We start from the raw sequence: 16,268 nt of genomic DNA on the forward strand, positions 1-16,268 counted from the left end.
AAGTCCCCGCGCCAGGCTCAAAGGTTCCTCGCCGCCCACGACCAGATCAATATCGTTTTCCGCCCCCGCCGCTACCGAATGCCAGCTAACACCTACCGCCAGACCAGATCGGACGCTTTTGACCTGTAGCACGGATACGCCCTTGAGATGACCGCCTAACGACACGGCTGCCGGCTAACCGCGCCCAGCATCAGACAACTTGGCAATGCCGTTGCCGCAGCTTCCTCGTCACGCAGTCGGTCACGCTTTCGCTCGCGCTCTCCGCGGAGGGAAGTCGTGGCGGGGCGGCGGTGACGAAACACGCTGGCCTGCATCAGCGAATGGGCGGCATCAAGAAGTTGTTCTACCTCGCGCTCGCCATATTGGGATTCGCTGTTGGCAATGAAATCACGTGCGGGTGGTGTCCCGTCCGCGACGAGCCGACGCGATGGGTCGCGGACATGAACTATTGGTTTAGACCCGGTCAGATCCGCACGAGATCGGCGCAAACTTGGTGTCATGCCGATTATAGGTAATCATTACCCGTGTGACACTTTCTTGAAATGAAAGTTTCTCTGCCAAGACGGATCGACCGAATTCCTTCGATACAACAATTCGAGGAACGATCATGTCGAACACCATCCCGCCCCGAGACCTGGTCGGCCGCTTTGGCGGGCACGGCGCATTCAAAGCAAAGACCCCCGCGCCGACCACGATGTTCACCAGGTTGGCCAACGCGGAGCCCAACCTCAGGCTGGCCCTCACGTCAGCCATCGAAAATCTTGTCGAAATCGGTGACGCGCTGGAAGGCGCTTCTGTTCCTGCCATAGTTATTGCGGCAAGTCCTGGGGCCGGCAAAAGTCGGGTAGCGCGAGAGGTGCTTGCGGACCTGGCCGAAAACGACCGCGTTGTTTTTCATGCACCCACACTGGCGCTTTCCGAGGAAGCGGTCGAGCACGCCCATGAACTTGAGGGGAAAGCCCATATCATCCGCGGCCGCTCCGCACCCGATCCAACCACCGCGGACGAAAAGATGTGCCGCAAGGGCATCGTCAACTTTTCGGCTAGATCCGATAAGTTGACGATGCCGGTGTCGGAACTGGCGTCCACCTGCTTCTTCATAGCTGGTGCTGCTCGTTCACTGAGCGGCAATCATCGCCGTCTCACTTTCATCGTGGCACATGGCGGTCAGCTTTTCCACCGGCATGTAGCGGCGGGAGACGGCCCATTCGTCGTTCTGCTCCAGCATCAGCGCGCCGATGAGCCGGATCACGGCTTCACGGTTCGGGAGTGAGAAGGATCAGAAAACAGCGTGGGGCGCTGTTTTCCCGACGAACCCCGACGACGTTGGTCCGTCGCTTGATCTCCTTGTTGACGGGTAGTGTCGCAAAGTTGTGGATTTCGGTTGCGTTGCCTGGCGCGTCGATCCAGATTCCACACTTTCCCGAGGCAGACAGCAGACACCAAAACAACCCATCTGGGCGAACATACCCGAAGATGAAATAGATCGCGGCCACGCCGGCAGCGGGCCTCTCCGGGGGAAAAAGCTCAAGCATGAAGAGCGCAAAGAGCGTGATGTCTCAGCTTTCAACGCCCAATAGACGAGCGGTGTCGCTGTATCTGGCCATGGGCGGTTGACCGAATCCAGCCGGGATCACCTGGAAATTAAAAAGATGTTCTTGCAGTTCCGCACAGTCAGATGTTTGCCTCCCGCGTGTAGCGAGAACAGGTCGCGTAGTGCAACGGACAAGGAGAGGGCTTGATGGCCGCGAAGAACAACACGTTGCAAGACGGCTTTCTGGCTGCGCTTGAGGGACAAGCGGTGCCGGCGACCGTATTCTTGATCAATGGTGTCAAGCTGCAGGGCCATGTCGTGCGGCATGATCTCTTTTCTCTCGCTCTTCGGCGAGCGGGTCAGACCCAACTCGTTCTCAAATCTTCGATTTCAACGATCATTCCGAGCGGGGAATTTGATCTCTGAGAATCGCCATCCAAGGCCGCCGCCGAATTTAACCGACAGCTTGGTTCAGGCGATTTGAGGGAAAGGATGCAGCGTGGGGATGAAACCGCTGTAAATGGCCCGACTGAAAGCCTTTCATCGAGGCCGATCGGTGTGGCGGAGCTAGCCGGACCGGCCTCTCCTTTCTGGCTGAGCAAGCCTCAGGGCCGTGTCAAAATGCCGCTTAAATACCCGCTTCCAGAAGTTTTTCGCATGCCGCTCAAGATCTACAAAAGCGAACCGCTCGGACGCTGAGGTATAGTAAATCAAACCATTTGCGTGGGAAGGAAGAGAGGCGTCGACCTTGAACGGATGGGGAGTGGCGGCGACCTCGCGGCGATACCTCGGTGTGCGCGGCCGCCGATCGGCTTGAAGCGATCGAGAGCGGCCAGTGCTCAGGCGTCGGCTACGCCTTCCGCCTGCGGCGGCGCGCGGATGTCCGTCATCTCGGCAACTGATGCTCCAGCCCCTCGTCTTCTTTTACCATCAGATCGGCCCGTAACTTGCTGACTGAGCGTGTGTCGAACCGACGGGTTCCGATGCAGTCCACCCGCCAGACCTGAGAATTCGGACGGAACTTGAGGTACGCGTGTTTCTTCCACCGGGTGCCTGGATGCGTGAGTTTGATGACGAAGCGCTCGGGGATTGGGGCGTGCCGGGCGTGTTCGAGGCCGATGTAGCAGACCACGTTCAGAATACTCGCAACACGCCGTGTTGCCTCGGTCAGCCGTCTGGTCTGCGCCGCGATTGATCTTTTCGGATCGATCGCCATTTGGAACTGCGGTGCGTCGCTACCGTAGAGCTTGCGCATTCTGATGTAGAGCATGACGGTGTACCATGAGTTGCATTGTCCGAGCTCAACCAGATCGACCAGCACGTAATTCGACCAGTCCCGGACGCGCATGTGTGACCAGACCCAGGGTGCGAACCGCCATTGGAAATCGGTGTTTCTGTTGAGCAGATCCGCCGCGACCAGAATCTCTGCCCGCAAAAGCTCGTCCATCGCCGCGTGGAAGTCGCGGGCCCCGTTGGGGCACCGGGGACCGACGCGGGCGCGTAGGTCGGCGCAAGCGGCCCAGGTCGCGGGCGGATCGGCCGGTGCACCGGGTCCGCACACATCCGCGAGGTCAAGCCGGTGAAGCATCGAGAACAACAGGCGCAGCGTTGTCGTCGACAACCTAGTTTCGAGAATGGTTTCGGCAAGGCGCCAGGGGATCATGACTTTCCCGTTATCGGTCGGCATTTCGAGAGCTCCGTTGCATGTCGTGGAGCCGGGGAAATGGGTCCGTTTCTCCGCCCGCAAAAACAGGAAATTATCCAGCGGTTCAAATGCAGGCGCCCGCAAGTCCGGCGGCGCAGTCCGCAATGCCCGAGAGCCGGCCCGCATCGTTGTCGGGATAGTCCGCAACACTGTGGCGGCTGCCATGCGAAGTGACTGTGAGCGCACGGAAAACGGCTGATTGAAGTGTTGGAACTACAGGAACTGTGGGTAATCAGAGAAATCCCGGGAAATCTGCTTTCTGCCGGTCGTCCATTCCCGGATCACTGGGGTGACAGAACCGGGAGGTCAGCAAGTTTCCGGATCGGAATGGCGATGCGCGCTGCTCCACGTTTGCCGGAGGCATCGGCGTCAACTACGTCCGATTCGCGGTGCGGGCAATTGCAGGTGGGTTAATGTGACAACACCGATGACATGCTTCGGATAATGGCTGCCCTTGAATCTGATCACCCCGTCCTTCGACATTCTGCTACCGAGCCGCAGCGGGCATAGCGAAAAGCTCGACACGGCGAAAGTCAGACAGAAAGTTTGCGACACAACCTGCACAAGAGCGGCTGCGGTGTCATCGGGTCAAAACTGAAGGCGCGGAGCCTCGAAAACCAGAAGACGGAAGTCAGGATCGGCGTCAGCGCACTCAAAAAACGATCGAACCGGGCCGCCCCGCATTCGTGGCGGCCACCTGAACCTATTCATGGGTAAGGGTGCGTTCCGGCTAATTCTTAACCCATACAACACGGCCTCTTTCATGCGCGATCGCTGCCGTCACGCCAATTTCCAGCATTGTGGCGAGCCTATCATCGACGGCTTGTCGCCAGCCGGAGTGGTCGCGCAATGTTTCAGGGACCAAGCCCGGCAATCCGTGCAAAGCGTCCGAGATACCGACTGCGTCACGGGGCTGGGGACCGACTGCCGCGCCAATCTCGTCTTCCCTGGGGTCGCACAAGGCAAAGGTTTCGCCAGACTCGTCAATTCCAAGACAATATCGCATCCATGCGGCGGTGGCGAAGGCAAAGGCACCTATGTCGCGTCCTGCTTCAAGTGCCTCAGCGGCGGGTGACCAGATCCGTTGCGGCATCTTCACGGTTCCATCCATCGCGATCTGCCGCGTTCGGTGGGCCATGGTGGGGTTGCGAAACCTGTCCTGCAAGTCCCGCGCGTAATGAGCGAAATCGACGCCGGACAGGGGAGACAAACTGTCCGCGGCCGCCTCGAGATGGCGCAAAACCAACGCCGCCAAAGCCCGATCCGTCATCACGTCGCGAACAAATGTATGCCCGGAAAGGAACCCGGCATAGGCCAGCATAGAATGGGCACCGTTCAGCATCCTGAGCTTCATCTGTTCATAGGGTTCTACATCGTCCACAAACAAGGCACCGCCCGCTTCCCAAGCTGGCCGACCATGCGGAAAGTAGTCCTCGATCACCCATTGCAGAAATGTCTCGGTCTCAATCGCGGCGCAATCTCTGCAACCCGTCAGGGTTTCCGCGTCGCGCAAGGTTGCGTCGGTGGAGGCGGGGGTGATTCTATCGACCATGCTCGACGGAAAGGCGACTTCGCGTTCGATCCAGCCCGCCAGATCCGGATCGACGGCGCGTGCGAAACCCAACACTCCACCGCGTAGAAATTGACCGTTCGAGGGAAGATTGTCACAGCACAGGATGGCGAATGGCGCGATGTCATCGCGCCTGCGCCTACGCAGCGCGGCGACAAGCAGCCCCAGCACGCCTGAGGGCGCGTCGGGGGCCGCGATATCGGCGCTCACCACCGGATTTGTACTGTCCGGTGCGCCAGTGGCGCGGTCGATACCATAACCCTTTTCCGTAACGGTCAGCGTAACGATACGGACGGCGGGATTGCAAAGCGCTTTCAGTGTCTTGTCCGGATCGGCAGCAATCACTGTGCTGATCGAGGCAATAATCCGGCCTTTCATCCCACCCGCGTCGCGCTCGATCACGGTATAAAGGCAGTTTTGCGGTGCAAGCGCCTGCGCTACGTCGCGGCTGCGCAGGCTGACCGACACGATGCGCCAGTCGCCGCCGTCCCGAGACAGGGCATCGTCGGTCATGACAGCTTGATGGGCGCGGTGGAAGGCGCCGAGGCCCAGATGCACGATCCCTAGGCCATGCGCGGCCGGATCGTAGGATGGGATCGAGGCGAGGCCAGTCACGTCCGACAGACGGGTGAGGCGCGGGATCATGCTTGCAGCCCGACGTCGTGACGCGTCAGTGCGGCTAAAATGCCGCGCAGTTCCGCGAGCCCCTTCAACCGTCCGATAGCGGGGTATCCCGGTTGTGCCCGCCGTGTCAGATCGTCGAGGATGTCCTGTCCGTGATCGGGCCGAAACGGGATAGAGGCGTCGTCGCGCCCCGACGCGCGGCGCGCGGCTTCCTGGCGGATAACCGCGGCGATCAGGGCAACCATGTCGGTGTCGCCTTCCAGATGCGCAGACTCGTAGAAGCTGCCCTGAATGTCGGGCGATTCGCGTTGCACGTTGCGTAGGTGTAGGAAATGCACCCGGTCGCCCAGCCGATCCATCATACCGGGCAAATCGTTATCCGGCCGCGCGCCAAGTGAGCCGGAGCAGAGCGTGATGCCGTTGGCAGGCAAATCGACCATCTGCATGATGCGCGTGTAATCGCTTTCGGTGGACATGATGCGTGGCAGGCCCAGCAACGGAACGGGCGGATCGTCGGGATGACAACAAAGGCGCATGTCCAGTTCCATGGCCAGCGGTGCGACTTCCGAAAGGAAATCGATCAAATTCGCGCGCAGGCCGTCCTCTCCAAGCCCGTCATAAGCGGCAAGATGGTGCCGCAGATCTTCAAGCGAGAAACTTTCAGCCGCACCTGGAAGTCCGAATACGACATTGCGGACCAGTCGTTCGCGGACGGCGTCGTCCATGGTGGCGAAGACCGCGTTCGCCGCCTCGTTCGTTTCATCGGAATAGTCCTGCGCGGCGCCGGGTCGCTTCAGGATGTGGAGATCGAACGCTGCGAATGTCGGTAGATGGAAGCGCATGCACGTCGCACCACTCGACAGGCGATGGGCAAGATCAGTGCGTGTCCAGTCCAGGATCGGCATGAAATTATAGCAGATGACGCGGATACCGGCATCATGAAGATTGCGCAGCGAATTTTTCCAGCTGTCTAAATGGGCGCGCCAGTCACCCGTCTGCCGCTTGATGTCTTCCGAGACGGGAAGGCTCTCGACCACGCTCCAAGCAAGGCCCGAGGGTGTGCGATCGGCCATCCGTCCGATCTGCGCCTGACGTTCCAAGATTGCGTCCGGAGTCCAGACGGCCCCAGTCGGCACATGGTGCAGGGCGGATACAACCCCTTGCACACCTGCCTGCAGCATGTCGTCCACTGAAACGCGATCTTGTGGGCCGAACCATCGCCAAGTCTGTTGCATCGCCGCTCTCCTTCACAGGCACTTCACATTAGGCAAACAATAGCGCGAAAACTTATTGTTGACTAGTATGGTAATTTTCATTATTTCCCATGGCGGGAGGAGACACGGAATGGTCGGCAGAGGTAACGACACTATTGATCGGCTCGAGAGCGCCAAGGCCGTCGGACCGCAGTTGATCCGATTGCTGCGCAACCGGATCGTTCGTGGCGAACTGGCCCCCGGCACCCGGCTGTCGGAGGCAGAAATCGCCACGGCCTACTGTATCAGTCGGCAGCCGGTCCGAGAGGCATTCATCAGGCTTGCAGATGCATCGCTGATCGAGGTGCGGCCGCAACGCGGCAGTTATGTCAGCCGTATCCTTATTTCCGCCGTTGTTTCCGCACAGTTCGTCCGCGAGGCTGTCGAGGCAGACATCGTCCGCCGCGTCGCCTCCTTGGCAACACCGGCTGATGTAGCCGAGCTGGAGGCCACGCTCGCCACCCAAGCGGAAGCTATCAACATCGAGGGTCCACAACCATTCATCGCTGCAGATGAGGCGTTTCACCGGCAACTGGCCGAGGTTGCGGGACAGAAGGACGGATGGGAGTTCCTGCAACCGCTCAAGACACAAATGGACCGGGTCCGATATCTTAGCGCGCGGAATTTTCCGCGCGCTACTCTTGTCCGCCAGCACAGCGAGATTGTCGATGCGATCCGCAAAGGCGACGCCGACGAAGCGGAGCAGCGGATGCGCCGCCACCTGCGGCTCATCCTGGAAGATTTACCTTCGGTCGCCGCCATGTTCCCGGATTTTTTTCGGCAGGGCGCACGATGACTCGCGACGCGCTGTGGTTTGTCGTGGATTTTCTGCCCCGCTGGCTTGACCGCGCGACGACTGCGGATGGTGCCGTGGTCGAGGCGATGAGCCTGGAAGCCGAAACCGATACCTCGGCGGCCACGACGTTGACACAGGCCCGAACCATATTCGCGCTGACGCACCTGTATCTGGTGACCAAAGATGCGCGCCTGTTGGAGGCCGCGCGCGGGATTTACTGCTTCATGGACCTTGCGCTACGTGATGCTACCGGCGGCTACCGACTGTCGACGGAGAACGCCCTGCAGCGCAGCTATGACCAATCTTTCGCCCTGCTGGCTTTGACCACACTGCGGCGAGTTGATCCGGACGCGGTGCCCGCCTCGCGGATCACCGATCTGTGGCGTTTCATCGAGGAAGAACTGACCGAGCCCGCCACCGGGGCGCTTTGGGACGATGACACAATGGGGGTCGACGGCGCAGGTGTCGGTGCGATGCGCGCGCAGAATCCGCATATGCACATGCTCGAAGCCGCACTCCAGGCCTTCGAGATGACGGGCGACGCCGTCTGGCTGGACCGTGCCACGCATCTGGTTCAGCTCGCGAAGCAACATTTTGTCGACCCTGACACGGGTGCAGTTCGCGAATTCGTGGGTCCTGGGCTTGCACCCCTCACCACGCCGGAAGGCTTGCGGCGCGAGCCGGGCCATCAATACGAATGGGCTTGGCTTCTGCACCGTTTTGCTGACTTCGGCGGCGATCCCATGGCCCGCGTTATGGCGGACCGAATGATCGCATTTGTCGAGGCGCACGGTCTACGTCGCGATGGACCCATGATCGGAGCGCCGTTCGATGCGGTGGATGAAGCAGGCCGCGTGACTGAGGCAACGCATCTGCTTTGGCCGTTGACCGAGGCGGGCAAATTCCACGCAGCAACCGGTGCGCCAGAACGCACCCGCGCCATCGGGAAACTGATCTTCGAGCGTTATTTCGCGGGCGGCTCTAATCCAGTGTGGTCCAATCGGCTTGACGGCGACGGCCGCATCCTCGGGCCTACCGCGCTGAGCCGCTTGATTTACCACGTCGCTCTCTTTGTCACCGAAGGCGCACGCGCGGGCCTATGGCCAATTGATGACTTGCCACAAACGAAAACTTTTCAAAAGGAGACGACAACATGAACATCAAGAGACTCGCTGCGATCACGGGATTGTTTCTGGCGATCGCAGGTGCGGCATCGGCACAATACAAACTAAATTTATCGACATCGCAGGTTCTACAGGATCCACTCGTGATCGCCATGCAAAGTGCAAAGGAGCGCATTGAGGAGCGGACCGAAGGCAAGGTCACGATTACGATCTATCCCAGCTCGCAGCTGGGCGAGGACAACGACGTGCTGGAACAGATCCGCGGCGGAGCGCCCATCGCCGTGCTGGTCGACGCCGGCCGCCTTGCGCCCTTCAAGAAAGAGCTGGGCATCCTTGCCGCGCCGTATCTGGTCGATGATTATTCCCAATATGCTGCCGTCACCACGTCGCCGGTCTACGACAAATGGGTAGACGAGCTGGCCGAAAGTTCCGGCATCCGCCTGCTGAACTACAACTGGTTTCAAGGCACCCGGCAAATGTTCAGTCAAAAACTGATTGAGAAGCCTGCTGACCTGGGCAGCGTCCGGGTCCGCACTATCGATGCACCAAGCTGGATCGCGACGGTGGCTGCAATGGGCGCTACACCGGCACCGATGGCCTGGGCCGAGGTTTATTCGGCGCTGCAACTTGGCGCCATTGACGGAGCCGAAGCGCAGTTGACCGGCGCGTTTGGCATCAAGCTGCACGAGGTGACAACCAACGTCGCGCTAACCAACCACATCCAGTTGTTTACCGGCCTTGCGACCTCGGACGCGTGGTGGAGCGAACTGCCTGAAGACCTGCGCGCTATCGTAGCGGAAGAATTGTCTGCGGCAGGCGACGAGGCCACGCAGGCCACAGTCACCAAGCTTGCAGAGGTTCAGGCTGATATGGAAGCCTCGGGCGTTGCGTTCAATGACGTCGACTTGGCGCCATTCAAAGAAGCAACAGCCGGTGTTTATAGTGAGGTTGGCCTGACCGAAGCCCGCGAGACACTTGCCCCTTACCTTCCGTAGGACAAAAAGGCCAAACGAACCGGCGACGCCCGTCGCGGGGTCGTCATGACTGCAAATAAGGCAAGTGGTGCAGATGATCTTTTGGAAGCTTTACGACTGGATCGAACTGACCGTCGGCCTACTGGCACTGGCGGCGACGGTAGCCGCCGTGCTGGTTGCAGCGGTCGGTCGCAGTCTGGGTATGCCGGTGACGTCGGCCCCCCAGTTTGCGCAGTTATTCCTGATCTGGACTGTCATGTTTGGTGCGGATCTTGCCATGAAATCGGGCGCGCATATACGCGTTTCAGCTCTTGTGGACCAGGCCCCGCCGCGACTACAGGCGGCGTTGGCCGCGATCCACGCGGCAATGATCCTGGGATTTCTTGGCTTCATTTCTCTTCTTGGTTGGCAATTATCAATGAGCAATTGGCAACGCGAGCTTGGTGCCTCCGGTCTTTCCTATGGATTGGTGACGCTGGCCGTACCAGCGGGTGCCGCGCTTTTGATCGTGTCGCTCCTCCGCCGACTTGTCGGACAAGGCTTTTTGGGTGCCATCACATCAGACGGTGACGAATCGGAGGAACTACTATGATCTCCACCCTGATCCTCGTCGCAGCCTTGATCCTGATCGCGGCTGGTATGCCCGTGGCCTTCGCCATTGGAATCGCTGGCGCAAGTTACTTCCTGCTCCCGTCGACCTTTCTGCCCGACTCCACCGCCGTCCAGAGGATCGTCGCCGCTAGCCAGTCATTCCCTTTGCTCGCCGTGCCGCTCTTTATTCTTCTGGGTAACCTGATGAATTCCGCTGGCATCACATCGCGATTGGTGGGGCTTTCGACCACCCTGACCGGGTGGATGCGCGGCGGACTGGCGCAATCGACGCTGGTTTTGTCGACCCTGATGGGCGGGGTGTCCGGATCGGCCGTGGCCGACGCGGCCATGCAAGCGCGCATCTTGGGTGAGCCGATGGTGGAGAAAGGCTATAACCGAGGTTTCACCGGAGCCGTTCTAGCCATTGGTGGTCTCATCACCGCAACCCTCCCACCCAGTCTCGGGTTGATTCTTTACGGTTATCTAGGCGAAGTCTCCATCGGGCGACTTTTTATTGCCGGCATCATGCCAGGGTTTCTGCTCCTCTCCACGCTGATGATCGCGACCTGGTTCGTTGCCCGTAGGGACGGCTACGAGCCTGCCAACGACCGGCTACCGACGCTCTACGAGGTCGGACGCGACCTGAAAGACGGGTTCTGGGCAATTCTGTTTCCGATCTGGCTGCTAGTCGGGATCCGCTTTGGATTCTTCACGCCCTCTGAGGCCGGTGCCTTCGCCGTGGCCTATGCCTTGATCATCGGCTTGTTCATTTACCGCGAGTTGACGCTGGCCAAACTGCTTGACGCGCTCATTCAAAGCCTGCGCGACATCGGGATGATCATGTTGATCATTCTATTTTCGGGGACGTTCGGCTTTGTCATTACCTTTGAGAGGGTGCCACAGTCCATCGCCGAATTCATGCTGACCGCAATCACCGATCCGACAGTCCTGCTGTTCGTGGTATCCGGGTTCCTTCTGTTCCTCGGGATGCTGGTCGAGGCGACGGTGTTGGTGATGCTGTTGACCCCGATCCTGGTTCCCGTGGTGACCGCGGCGGGCATCGACCCGGTGCATTTTGGCCTAGTGATGATGACGCTTGTCACCTTTGGCGGCATGACCCCGCCCGTCGGTGTATCCATGTTCACCGTTTGCGGCATTCTGCGCTGTTCCTATCGCGATTACACGATTCAGATGCTGCCGCTGGCGGCTGCGGTGTTGGCGATGGTAACGCTGATGATCCTCTTCCCGCAAATCGTTCTTTTTCTGCCTGATAAACTGATGTGATCCGCAGGTGTTGTCACATTAACCCACCTGCAATTGCCCGCACCGCGAATCGGACGTAGTTGACGCCGATGCAGGGATCGTCCATCAGCCACAAGCGCCACCGTTTTCCGCCCGAGATCATCGCCCATGCGGTCTGGCTGTACGTCCGGTTCAATCTGAGCCTGCGGGAGGTCGAGGAGATGCTGCTCGAGCGCGGTATCGACCTATCTTATGAAACTGTTCGACGCTGGACTGCGAAGTTTGGGCCGCAGATCGCCAGGAACCTGCGGCGGCGCCAGCGCCGTCCTGGCGATGTCTGGCATCTGGATGAAGTCGTGGTGAAGATCGCGGGCCGGTCATTCTGGCTCTGGCGTGCCGTCGATCAGGACGGTGTTGTCTTGGATGAAATCCTCCAGGCCCGGCGGGACAAGCGCGCGGCAAAGCGGCTCTTGGTCCGGCTGATGAAACGCTGGGGTTTCGTGCCCAGGCGGATCATCACAGACAAGCTTCGCTCATATGGCGCGGCCAAGCGCGAACTCGTGCCCGGGCTGGATCATTGGTCGCACAAGGGCCTCAACAATCGCGCCGAGAACAGCCACTTGCCCTTCAGGAAGCGAGAGCTGGTAATGCAAGGGTTCCGATCACCGGGTGGATTGCAGCGATTCGTCTCCATGGAGAGTGTCCGATCTTTTGTGTCTTGTTCAAGACCGGCAGAATGCCGTGACGGCGCAGGCGATGACCAACCGTGCCCAAGCCTCCCCAGAGCTGTCCGGGAATTAGCGAAATCCCTGTCCGGGAATTACCGAAACGCGTGTCCGGGAATTACTGAAATCCGTGTCCGGGAATTACCGAAACCCGCAATAGGAATCCTCGCGTTTGTTTTCGTGATCTCCGTTATGTGATCTGGAACTCGGTCCCGTCACGCATCATCGCATGCATGATCATGGAGAGACGCCTGAACAGTGCGACTCTGGCTTTTTCTACCACCGGCGATAATCACCATTTGTACCCCTACGACTACGACCGATACAAGGCACGAACATAATTTGAAAAGGATTGGGAGCAGGTTACCTATTTGGAACTTCTGAAAACATGTCGGATTAGAAAGAAGCCTTGACTATGAGAACGTATCCTATCCCGTTTAATGAAGAGGCCCGTCTACGATCCCTCTTTGCGGCCCCCGGGCTGAGAGCTGAGAACGACGCCGTTTTCGAAGTTATTTGCGAGGCAACAAGAAAACTTCTTGACTGTCCCATCGCCCATATCAGCGTCGTTGAAGACGATACTCAATGGTACAAGGCTGTCGTCGGGATAGAGTTGGAACGTATGCCCAAAGATAATAGCTTTTGTGCGCACACGATCATGTCAAATGAACCACTCGTGGTCCCTGACTTGAGCAAAGACCCGCGATTCAAGCGACACCCGATGGTCGCAAAGGGGGGACCTGAAGCTCGGTACTATGCCGGAGTGCCTCTGGTACTTTCATCGGGGCAACGTTTTGGCAGTCTCTGCGGTCTCGACCTCGTTCCGCACGATACCCCCACGGATCAACAGATGGCCGTACTTGCAGACTTGGGCAAAGCTGTGGTTGCGGCCCTCGAAGGCGTTCCGCCTAAGCCTGCGGTTCAGACAGAAGATGAAGAAGCGAAAACCACCTTCATCACCCTGATCGGACATGAATTAAGGACACCGCTCACCATTCTGTGCGGCAGCCTCCAACTTCTGGAAGCTACAGCTGACAGTGGCGTAAATCCGAAACTGATGCGGGGCGCGCGCAAATCTACCGAACAGTTGGTGCGTCTTGTGGAAGCGGTAATTGCGTTCAGCGATGCTTCAACAGGTGAGCTCCGGTTGAACGAACGCCGTTGCGAACTGAGGGACCTGTTTGCAGAAATCACTGACCTGCAACTGCCGGGCTCTGACGGTATCCTCAAGTCAGTTTCTCTGGATGAGAGCTCATTGGCACAGTTGATCTTACTTGACCCGGAGCAGATCAAAATTGCGCTGAATGCTCTGGCACTCAATGCGATCAATCATGGCGGTCAAGACATTAAGGTCGGTGCCAGGCCTGATGCAGAGGGAAATATCGAGCTGTATGTCACTGACAACGGCAATCTGGGTGAACATGTCGAACTGGCAAAGCTTTATGAGCCTTTCGTGGTCGGCGGCGACATCAACCATCGGGGCACGCAAGGTGGTTTGGGTCTTGGTCTTCCATTGACGCGCAAGTTGGTAGAGCTTCATGGCGGCGATTTCGAAGTCCGGTCTGAGCCGGACATCACCAGCGCTATAATTCGACTGCCGGTTTGGCGTACAGAGATAGCTTAAGTGGAAACTTATAGTGGCAAAATCACCGTTTTTGACCGCGCGGTTCTGACAAGGGATTCTCAATCGAGAACAGCGGCGGCGGATCGGATGAGCTACAGAAGCTCGTAGCTCTCGGGGTCCTGCGCAACCAGCATGCCGTCGATAACGGCGTAGCGGCGGCCGTCAGAAAGTGGTGGCAGATTAAAACGCGAGTAATCGTCGAACCAGTCCACATTATCGGGATCGACGCGGCCGCCGATCCGGTGGCGGCTCAGCCACTCTGCTGTTGTCATATCCTTCTTCGCCTGCTCAGGTGGCACGCATGGTGGATTGTTCTTTTCAAGGCCCGGTGGACAGCCGACGGGTTGCGCCGTGACCGGCTGCCCAGAGTAAGGATTGTGGCCGCAAGAGCCATAGCGGTGAGTATGTTCAGATATGTCACTTAGCCCGGATAATTCACGAGAAGGCGGCGGAGGTATCGTAACCATCTGAAATGCTGTATATTTTAGGTGCTACTGCCAAACACGCAGCTTTTGAGAGGACGACCCCCGCCATGGTCCAATCTACGTGCTCCACGCCCCACTTGTCACCCCTCAATGGCAAGCCGATCCTGCTTGGATTTGACGGCGCAGACATGAGCTCCGACGCAGGGCTGACGCTGCTGCGCGAGATCGAGCGCAAGGCGGGCCTGGCGCAGCGGCTTGCAGATTGCCTGTGCGATCCGCGCGATCCGGCAAAAGTTCAGCATAGCCTGTGCGACATCATCCGTTTCCGGATCATGATGATCGGAGCTGGGTATGAAGACGGCAATGACGCGAACGCCTTGCGGCACGATCCCAGCTTCAGGATTGCACTGGAGCGCCGCCCGGAAACCGGGGCGGCATTATGTTCGCAGCCGACGATTTCGCGCATGGAAAACCTGCCCGATGCTCGCGTGCTGATCCACATAGGTCGCGAGATGGTCCGGTTCTACTGTCAGTCCTTTGCGCGCGCTCCAGGCCGGATCGTGCTCGATATAGATGGTACCTTTGATGGCCACCAGCAACTGCGCCTGTTCAATGCGTTCTACGACGAGTTCGGCTTCCAGCCGATCGTCGTGTTCGACGGTGAGGGCCGACTCGTGGGGACACTGTTGCGCCCGGCCCGCCGCCCCAAGGGGGCCGAGAGCGCGGCCCATATCCGCCGGTTGATCCGGCAGATTGCCAAGTATTGGCCCGAGACGGAAATCCTGCTCCGGGCGGACAGCCATTTATGCACCCCGGAGGTTCTGGACCTGTGTGACAGGCTCGGGCTGAGCTATGTCTTCGGTCTGTCAAAGAACGGCCGTCTGGCGCAAAACATCTCGGCTCTGGAGGCGTCGACGGCAGCGCGCTACACACACACCCGGTCAGAAACTGCGCCGGTTCAAGACCTTTTCCTACGCGGCCCAGTCGTGGTCGAAACCGCGCCCCGTGATAGCCCGCGTCTGGGTTGGCCCAATGGGGCGCGATACCCGCTACATCGTCGCCAATCTCGAGAGCGGCCGCGGCAAGCATCGTTACGAGAAGCTTTATTCCGCTCCCGGTCAGGCCGAAAACCACATCAAGGCATGGAAGACCCATTTCGCATCAGACCGAACATCATGCTCGAAGGCGAACGCCAACCAGATGCGTCTGATGCTGCACAGTTGCGCCTACTGGCTCTCGTGGAAATTGCGCGCCGCCTGTCCAAGGAAATCCCCATGGTGCCGCGCCCAATTCGACACGCTGCGGCTGCATCTCGTCAAGCTGGCCGCAACAATCGTCGAGAAGAAGCCCCGGATCATCATCACACTGCCAACATCATGTCCGCGACAGGGTCTCCTCCATCTTCTCTTCGTCGCGCTCGCCCCACCGAAAGCAGCCCGACGCAAGCGCCCCGACACCCCCGAAACATCAATCCATATTAGCCAACAACCAAGTCACCGACCGGCCAGCAAACCGGACGCAAACATCGGATGCGCGCGACTCCCCGAGATCCGTGAAACCGGCCCCAGGAACACATGAAGGCAGCTTCATGAATTATCCGGGTTAAACAGCTATTCGTCGGATGTGAGGGGTGGAAAACCTTTGGCATTCTTTGAGGTATACTTTGACGATTCTTCTTCTGACGAAGGGGATAGGAGACTTTTTATTGCTGGCTACCTAAATAGTGCTGAAAACTGGGCGTTATTTTCGGACGCCTGGAAAGAATGTTTGGATGAAAAGCCGAAACTGAAATACCTAAAAATGAGCGAGGCGAAAGCGTTACAGGGCGAATTTCGCGGCTGGTCACCAGAGTTGCGAGATGCGAAACTTAAGCGCCTTTCATTCATCGTCCGGCACTTCTCGCCGCTGTCTTTTGAGTTTTCTGTCAGCAGAAGAGCATACCTAGAAGACCTAGCCCGAATAATTCATGGGGGTGTGGTGAAGGTAGCGTAAGCTTTTGAAAGCAGGTATTTTTTGGTTGTCGAAGCCAGAAAACTCAGTTTCCAAGGTACGTCCCCTCACCATGATACAGTCTACTTCCC

The 16,268-nt window shown here is 58.7% G+C and carries 14 protein-coding genes and 4 pseudogenes; 11 read left to right on the top strand and 7 right to left on the bottom strand.

Going from position 1 to position 16,268, the window contains the following annotated elements; genetic code table 11:
• Positions 1-129, top strand: a pseudogene (locus tag BHD06_RS21055) (IS6 family transposase); the annotation flags it as partial.
• Positions 130-155: 26 nt separating this feature from the next.
• Here the strand turns inward: BHD06_RS21055 and BHD06_RS24850 are convergent.
• The 3 genes and pseudogenes from BHD06_RS24850 to BHD06_RS24555 all read right to left on the bottom strand — a co-directional run.
• Positions 156-500, bottom strand: coding sequence for a SpoVR family protein (locus BHD06_RS24850; protein ID WP_139784825.1), 345 nt, complete (start codon positions 498-500; stop codon positions 156-158).
• A gap of 245 nt (positions 501-745) precedes the next feature.
• On the bottom strand, positions 746-964 hold the full coding sequence (locus tag BHD06_RS24550) for a hypothetical protein (RefSeq protein WP_254892549.1): 219 nt from the start codon (positions 962-964) through the stop codon (positions 746-748).
• Between the two features lie 153 nt (positions 965-1,117).
• A pseudogene (locus BHD06_RS24555) lies at positions 1,118-1,355 on the bottom strand (hypothetical protein); the annotation flags it as partial.
• 386 nt (positions 1,356-1,741) lie between these two features.
• Here BHD06_RS24555 and hfq point away from each other — a divergent pair.
• Positions 1,742-1,960, top strand: a complete 219-nt coding sequence (gene hfq / locus BHD06_RS21075; protein ID WP_080458930.1) for an RNA chaperone Hfq — start codon at positions 1,742-1,744, stop codon at positions 1,958-1,960.
• A 460-nt stretch (positions 1,961-2,420) separates the two neighbouring features.
• On the opposite strand, the gene BHD06_RS21080 is transcribed toward hfq, so the two are convergent.
• From BHD06_RS21080 to uxuA, 3 genes are all read right to left on the bottom strand, one after another.
• Positions 2,421-3,221 carry a hypothetical protein gene (locus BHD06_RS21080; RefSeq protein WP_080458931.1) on the bottom strand — a complete coding sequence of 267 codons (801 nt, stop codon included), beginning with the start codon at positions 3,219-3,221 and terminating at the stop codon, positions 2,421-2,423.
• Positions 3,222-3,969: 748 nt separating this feature from the next.
• Positions 3,970-5,454 (bottom strand): mannitol dehydrogenase family protein, encoded by a 1,485-nt coding sequence (locus BHD06_RS21085; protein WP_080458932.1) that lies wholly within the window; start codon positions 5,452-5,454, stop codon positions 3,970-3,972.
• Positions 5,451-6,668: a mannonate dehydratase gene (uxuA, locus tag BHD06_RS21090; RefSeq protein ID WP_080458933.1), complete on the bottom strand. Its 1,218-nt coding sequence runs from the start codon at positions 6,666-6,668 to the stop codon at positions 5,451-5,453. Before uxuA ends, BHD06_RS21085 begins: the two co-directional genes overlap by 4 nt.
• Positions 6,669-6,840: 172 nt before the next feature.
• Between uxuA and BHD06_RS21095 the strand changes: the two genes are divergently transcribed.
• The 7 genes and pseudogenes from BHD06_RS21095 (at position 6,841) to BHD06_RS21125 (ending at position 13,762) form a co-directional block, all read left to right on the top strand.
• Positions 6,841-7,482, top strand: coding sequence for a GntR family transcriptional regulator (locus tag BHD06_RS21095; protein WP_254892550.1), 642 nt, complete (start codon positions 6,841-6,843; stop codon positions 7,480-7,482).
• Positions 7,479-8,639 carry an AGE family epimerase/isomerase gene (locus BHD06_RS21100; protein WP_080458935.1) on the top strand — a complete coding sequence of 387 codons (1,161 nt, stop codon included), beginning with the start codon at positions 7,479-7,481 and terminating at the stop codon, positions 8,637-8,639. The genes BHD06_RS21095 and BHD06_RS21100 overlap by 4 nt, the downstream gene beginning before the upstream one ends.
• On the top strand, positions 8,636-9,601 hold the full coding sequence (locus BHD06_RS21105; protein WP_080458936.1) for a C4-dicarboxylate TRAP transporter substrate-binding protein: 966 nt from the start codon (positions 8,636-8,638) through the stop codon (positions 9,599-9,601). Before BHD06_RS21100 ends, BHD06_RS21105 begins: the two co-directional genes overlap by 4 nt.
• A gap of 73 nt (positions 9,602-9,674) precedes the next feature.
• The gene (locus BHD06_RS21110) at positions 9,675-10,172 is read left to right on the top strand and encodes a TRAP transporter small permease (RefSeq protein ID WP_080458937.1); all 498 of its coding nucleotides are present in this window, start codon (positions 9,675-9,677) and stop codon (positions 10,170-10,172) included.
• Positions 10,169-11,455 carry a TRAP transporter large permease gene (locus BHD06_RS21115; protein ID WP_080458938.1) on the top strand — a complete coding sequence of 429 codons (1,287 nt, stop codon included), beginning with the start codon at positions 10,169-10,171 and terminating at the stop codon, positions 11,453-11,455. The genes BHD06_RS21110 and BHD06_RS21115 overlap by 4 nt, the downstream gene beginning before the upstream one ends.
• A gap of 68 nt (positions 11,456-11,523) precedes the next feature.
• A pseudogene (locus BHD06_RS21120) lies at positions 11,524-12,114 on the top strand (IS6 family transposase); the annotation flags it as partial.
• A gap of 439 nt (positions 12,115-12,553) precedes the next feature.
• Positions 12,554-13,762: a GAF domain-containing sensor histidine kinase gene (locus BHD06_RS21125; RefSeq protein ID WP_080458939.1), complete on the top strand. Its 1,209-nt coding sequence runs from the start codon at positions 12,554-12,556 to the stop codon at positions 13,760-13,762.
• Positions 13,763-13,854: 92 nt separating this feature from the next.
• Here BHD06_RS21125 and BHD06_RS21130 read toward each other — a convergent pair whose 3' ends face one another.
• Positions 13,855-14,034, bottom strand: coding sequence for a hypothetical protein (locus BHD06_RS21130; protein WP_080458940.1), 180 nt, complete (start codon positions 14,032-14,034; stop codon positions 13,855-13,857).
• Between the two features lie 260 nt (positions 14,035-14,294).
• Between BHD06_RS21130 and BHD06_RS21135 the strand changes: the two are divergent.
• A pseudogene (locus tag BHD06_RS21135) lies at positions 14,295-15,624 on the top strand (IS1380 family transposase); the annotation flags it as partial.
• A 204-nt stretch (positions 15,625-15,828) separates the two neighbouring features.
• Positions 15,829-16,179, top strand: coding sequence for a hypothetical protein (locus BHD06_RS23270; RefSeq protein WP_139784827.1), 351 nt, complete (start codon positions 15,829-15,831; stop codon positions 16,177-16,179).
• Positions 16,180-16,268 lie beyond the last annotated feature (89 nt).

Source organism: Roseovarius sp. A-2, assembly GCF_002072155.1.
Lineage (GTDB): Bacteria > Pseudomonadota > Alphaproteobacteria > Rhodobacterales > Rhodobacteraceae > Roseovarius.

What these genes read in the sequence shown, in the direction of transcription:
- BHD06_RS24850 (WP_139784825.1), bottom strand. Translation starts at nt 500, where the DNA reads ATGACACCAAGTTTGCGCCGATCTCGTGCGGATCTGACCGGGTCTAAA.
- BHD06_RS24550 (WP_254892549.1), bottom strand. Translation starts at nt 964, where the DNA reads ATGGGCTTTCCCCTCAAGTTCATGGGCGTGCTCGACCGCTTCCTCGGA.
- hfq (WP_080458930.1), top strand. Translation starts at nt 1,742, where the DNA reads ATGGCCGCGAAGAACAACACGTTGCAAGACGGCTTTCTGGCTGCGCTT.
- BHD06_RS21080 (WP_080458931.1), bottom strand. Translation starts at nt 3,221, where the DNA reads ATGCCGACCGATAACGGGAAAGTCATGATCCCCTGGCGCCTTGCCGAA.
- BHD06_RS21085 (WP_080458932.1), bottom strand. Translation starts at nt 5,454, where the DNA reads ATGATCCCGCGCCTCACCCGTCTGTCGGACGTGACTGGCCTCGCCTCG.
- uxuA (WP_080458933.1), bottom strand. Translation starts at nt 6,668, where the DNA reads ATGCAACAGACTTGGCGATGGTTCGGCCCACAAGATCGCGTTTCAGTG.
- BHD06_RS21100 (WP_080458935.1), top strand. Translation starts at nt 7,479, where the DNA reads ATGACTCGCGACGCGCTGTGGTTTGTCGTGGATTTTCTGCCCCGCTGG.
- BHD06_RS21105 (WP_080458936.1), top strand. Translation starts at nt 8,636, where the DNA reads ATGAACATCAAGAGACTCGCTGCGATCACGGGATTGTTTCTGGCGATC.
- BHD06_RS21110 (WP_080458937.1), top strand. Translation starts at nt 9,675, where the DNA reads ATGATCTTTTGGAAGCTTTACGACTGGATCGAACTGACCGTCGGCCTA.
- BHD06_RS21115 (WP_080458938.1), top strand. Translation starts at nt 10,169, where the DNA reads ATGATCTCCACCCTGATCCTCGTCGCAGCCTTGATCCTGATCGCGGCT.
- BHD06_RS21125 (WP_080458939.1), top strand. Translation starts at nt 12,554, where the DNA reads ATGAGAACGTATCCTATCCCGTTTAATGAAGAGGCCCGTCTACGATCC.
- BHD06_RS21130 (WP_080458940.1), bottom strand. Translation starts at nt 14,034, where the DNA reads ATGACAACAGCAGAGTGGCTGAGCCGCCACCGGATCGGCGGCCGCGTC.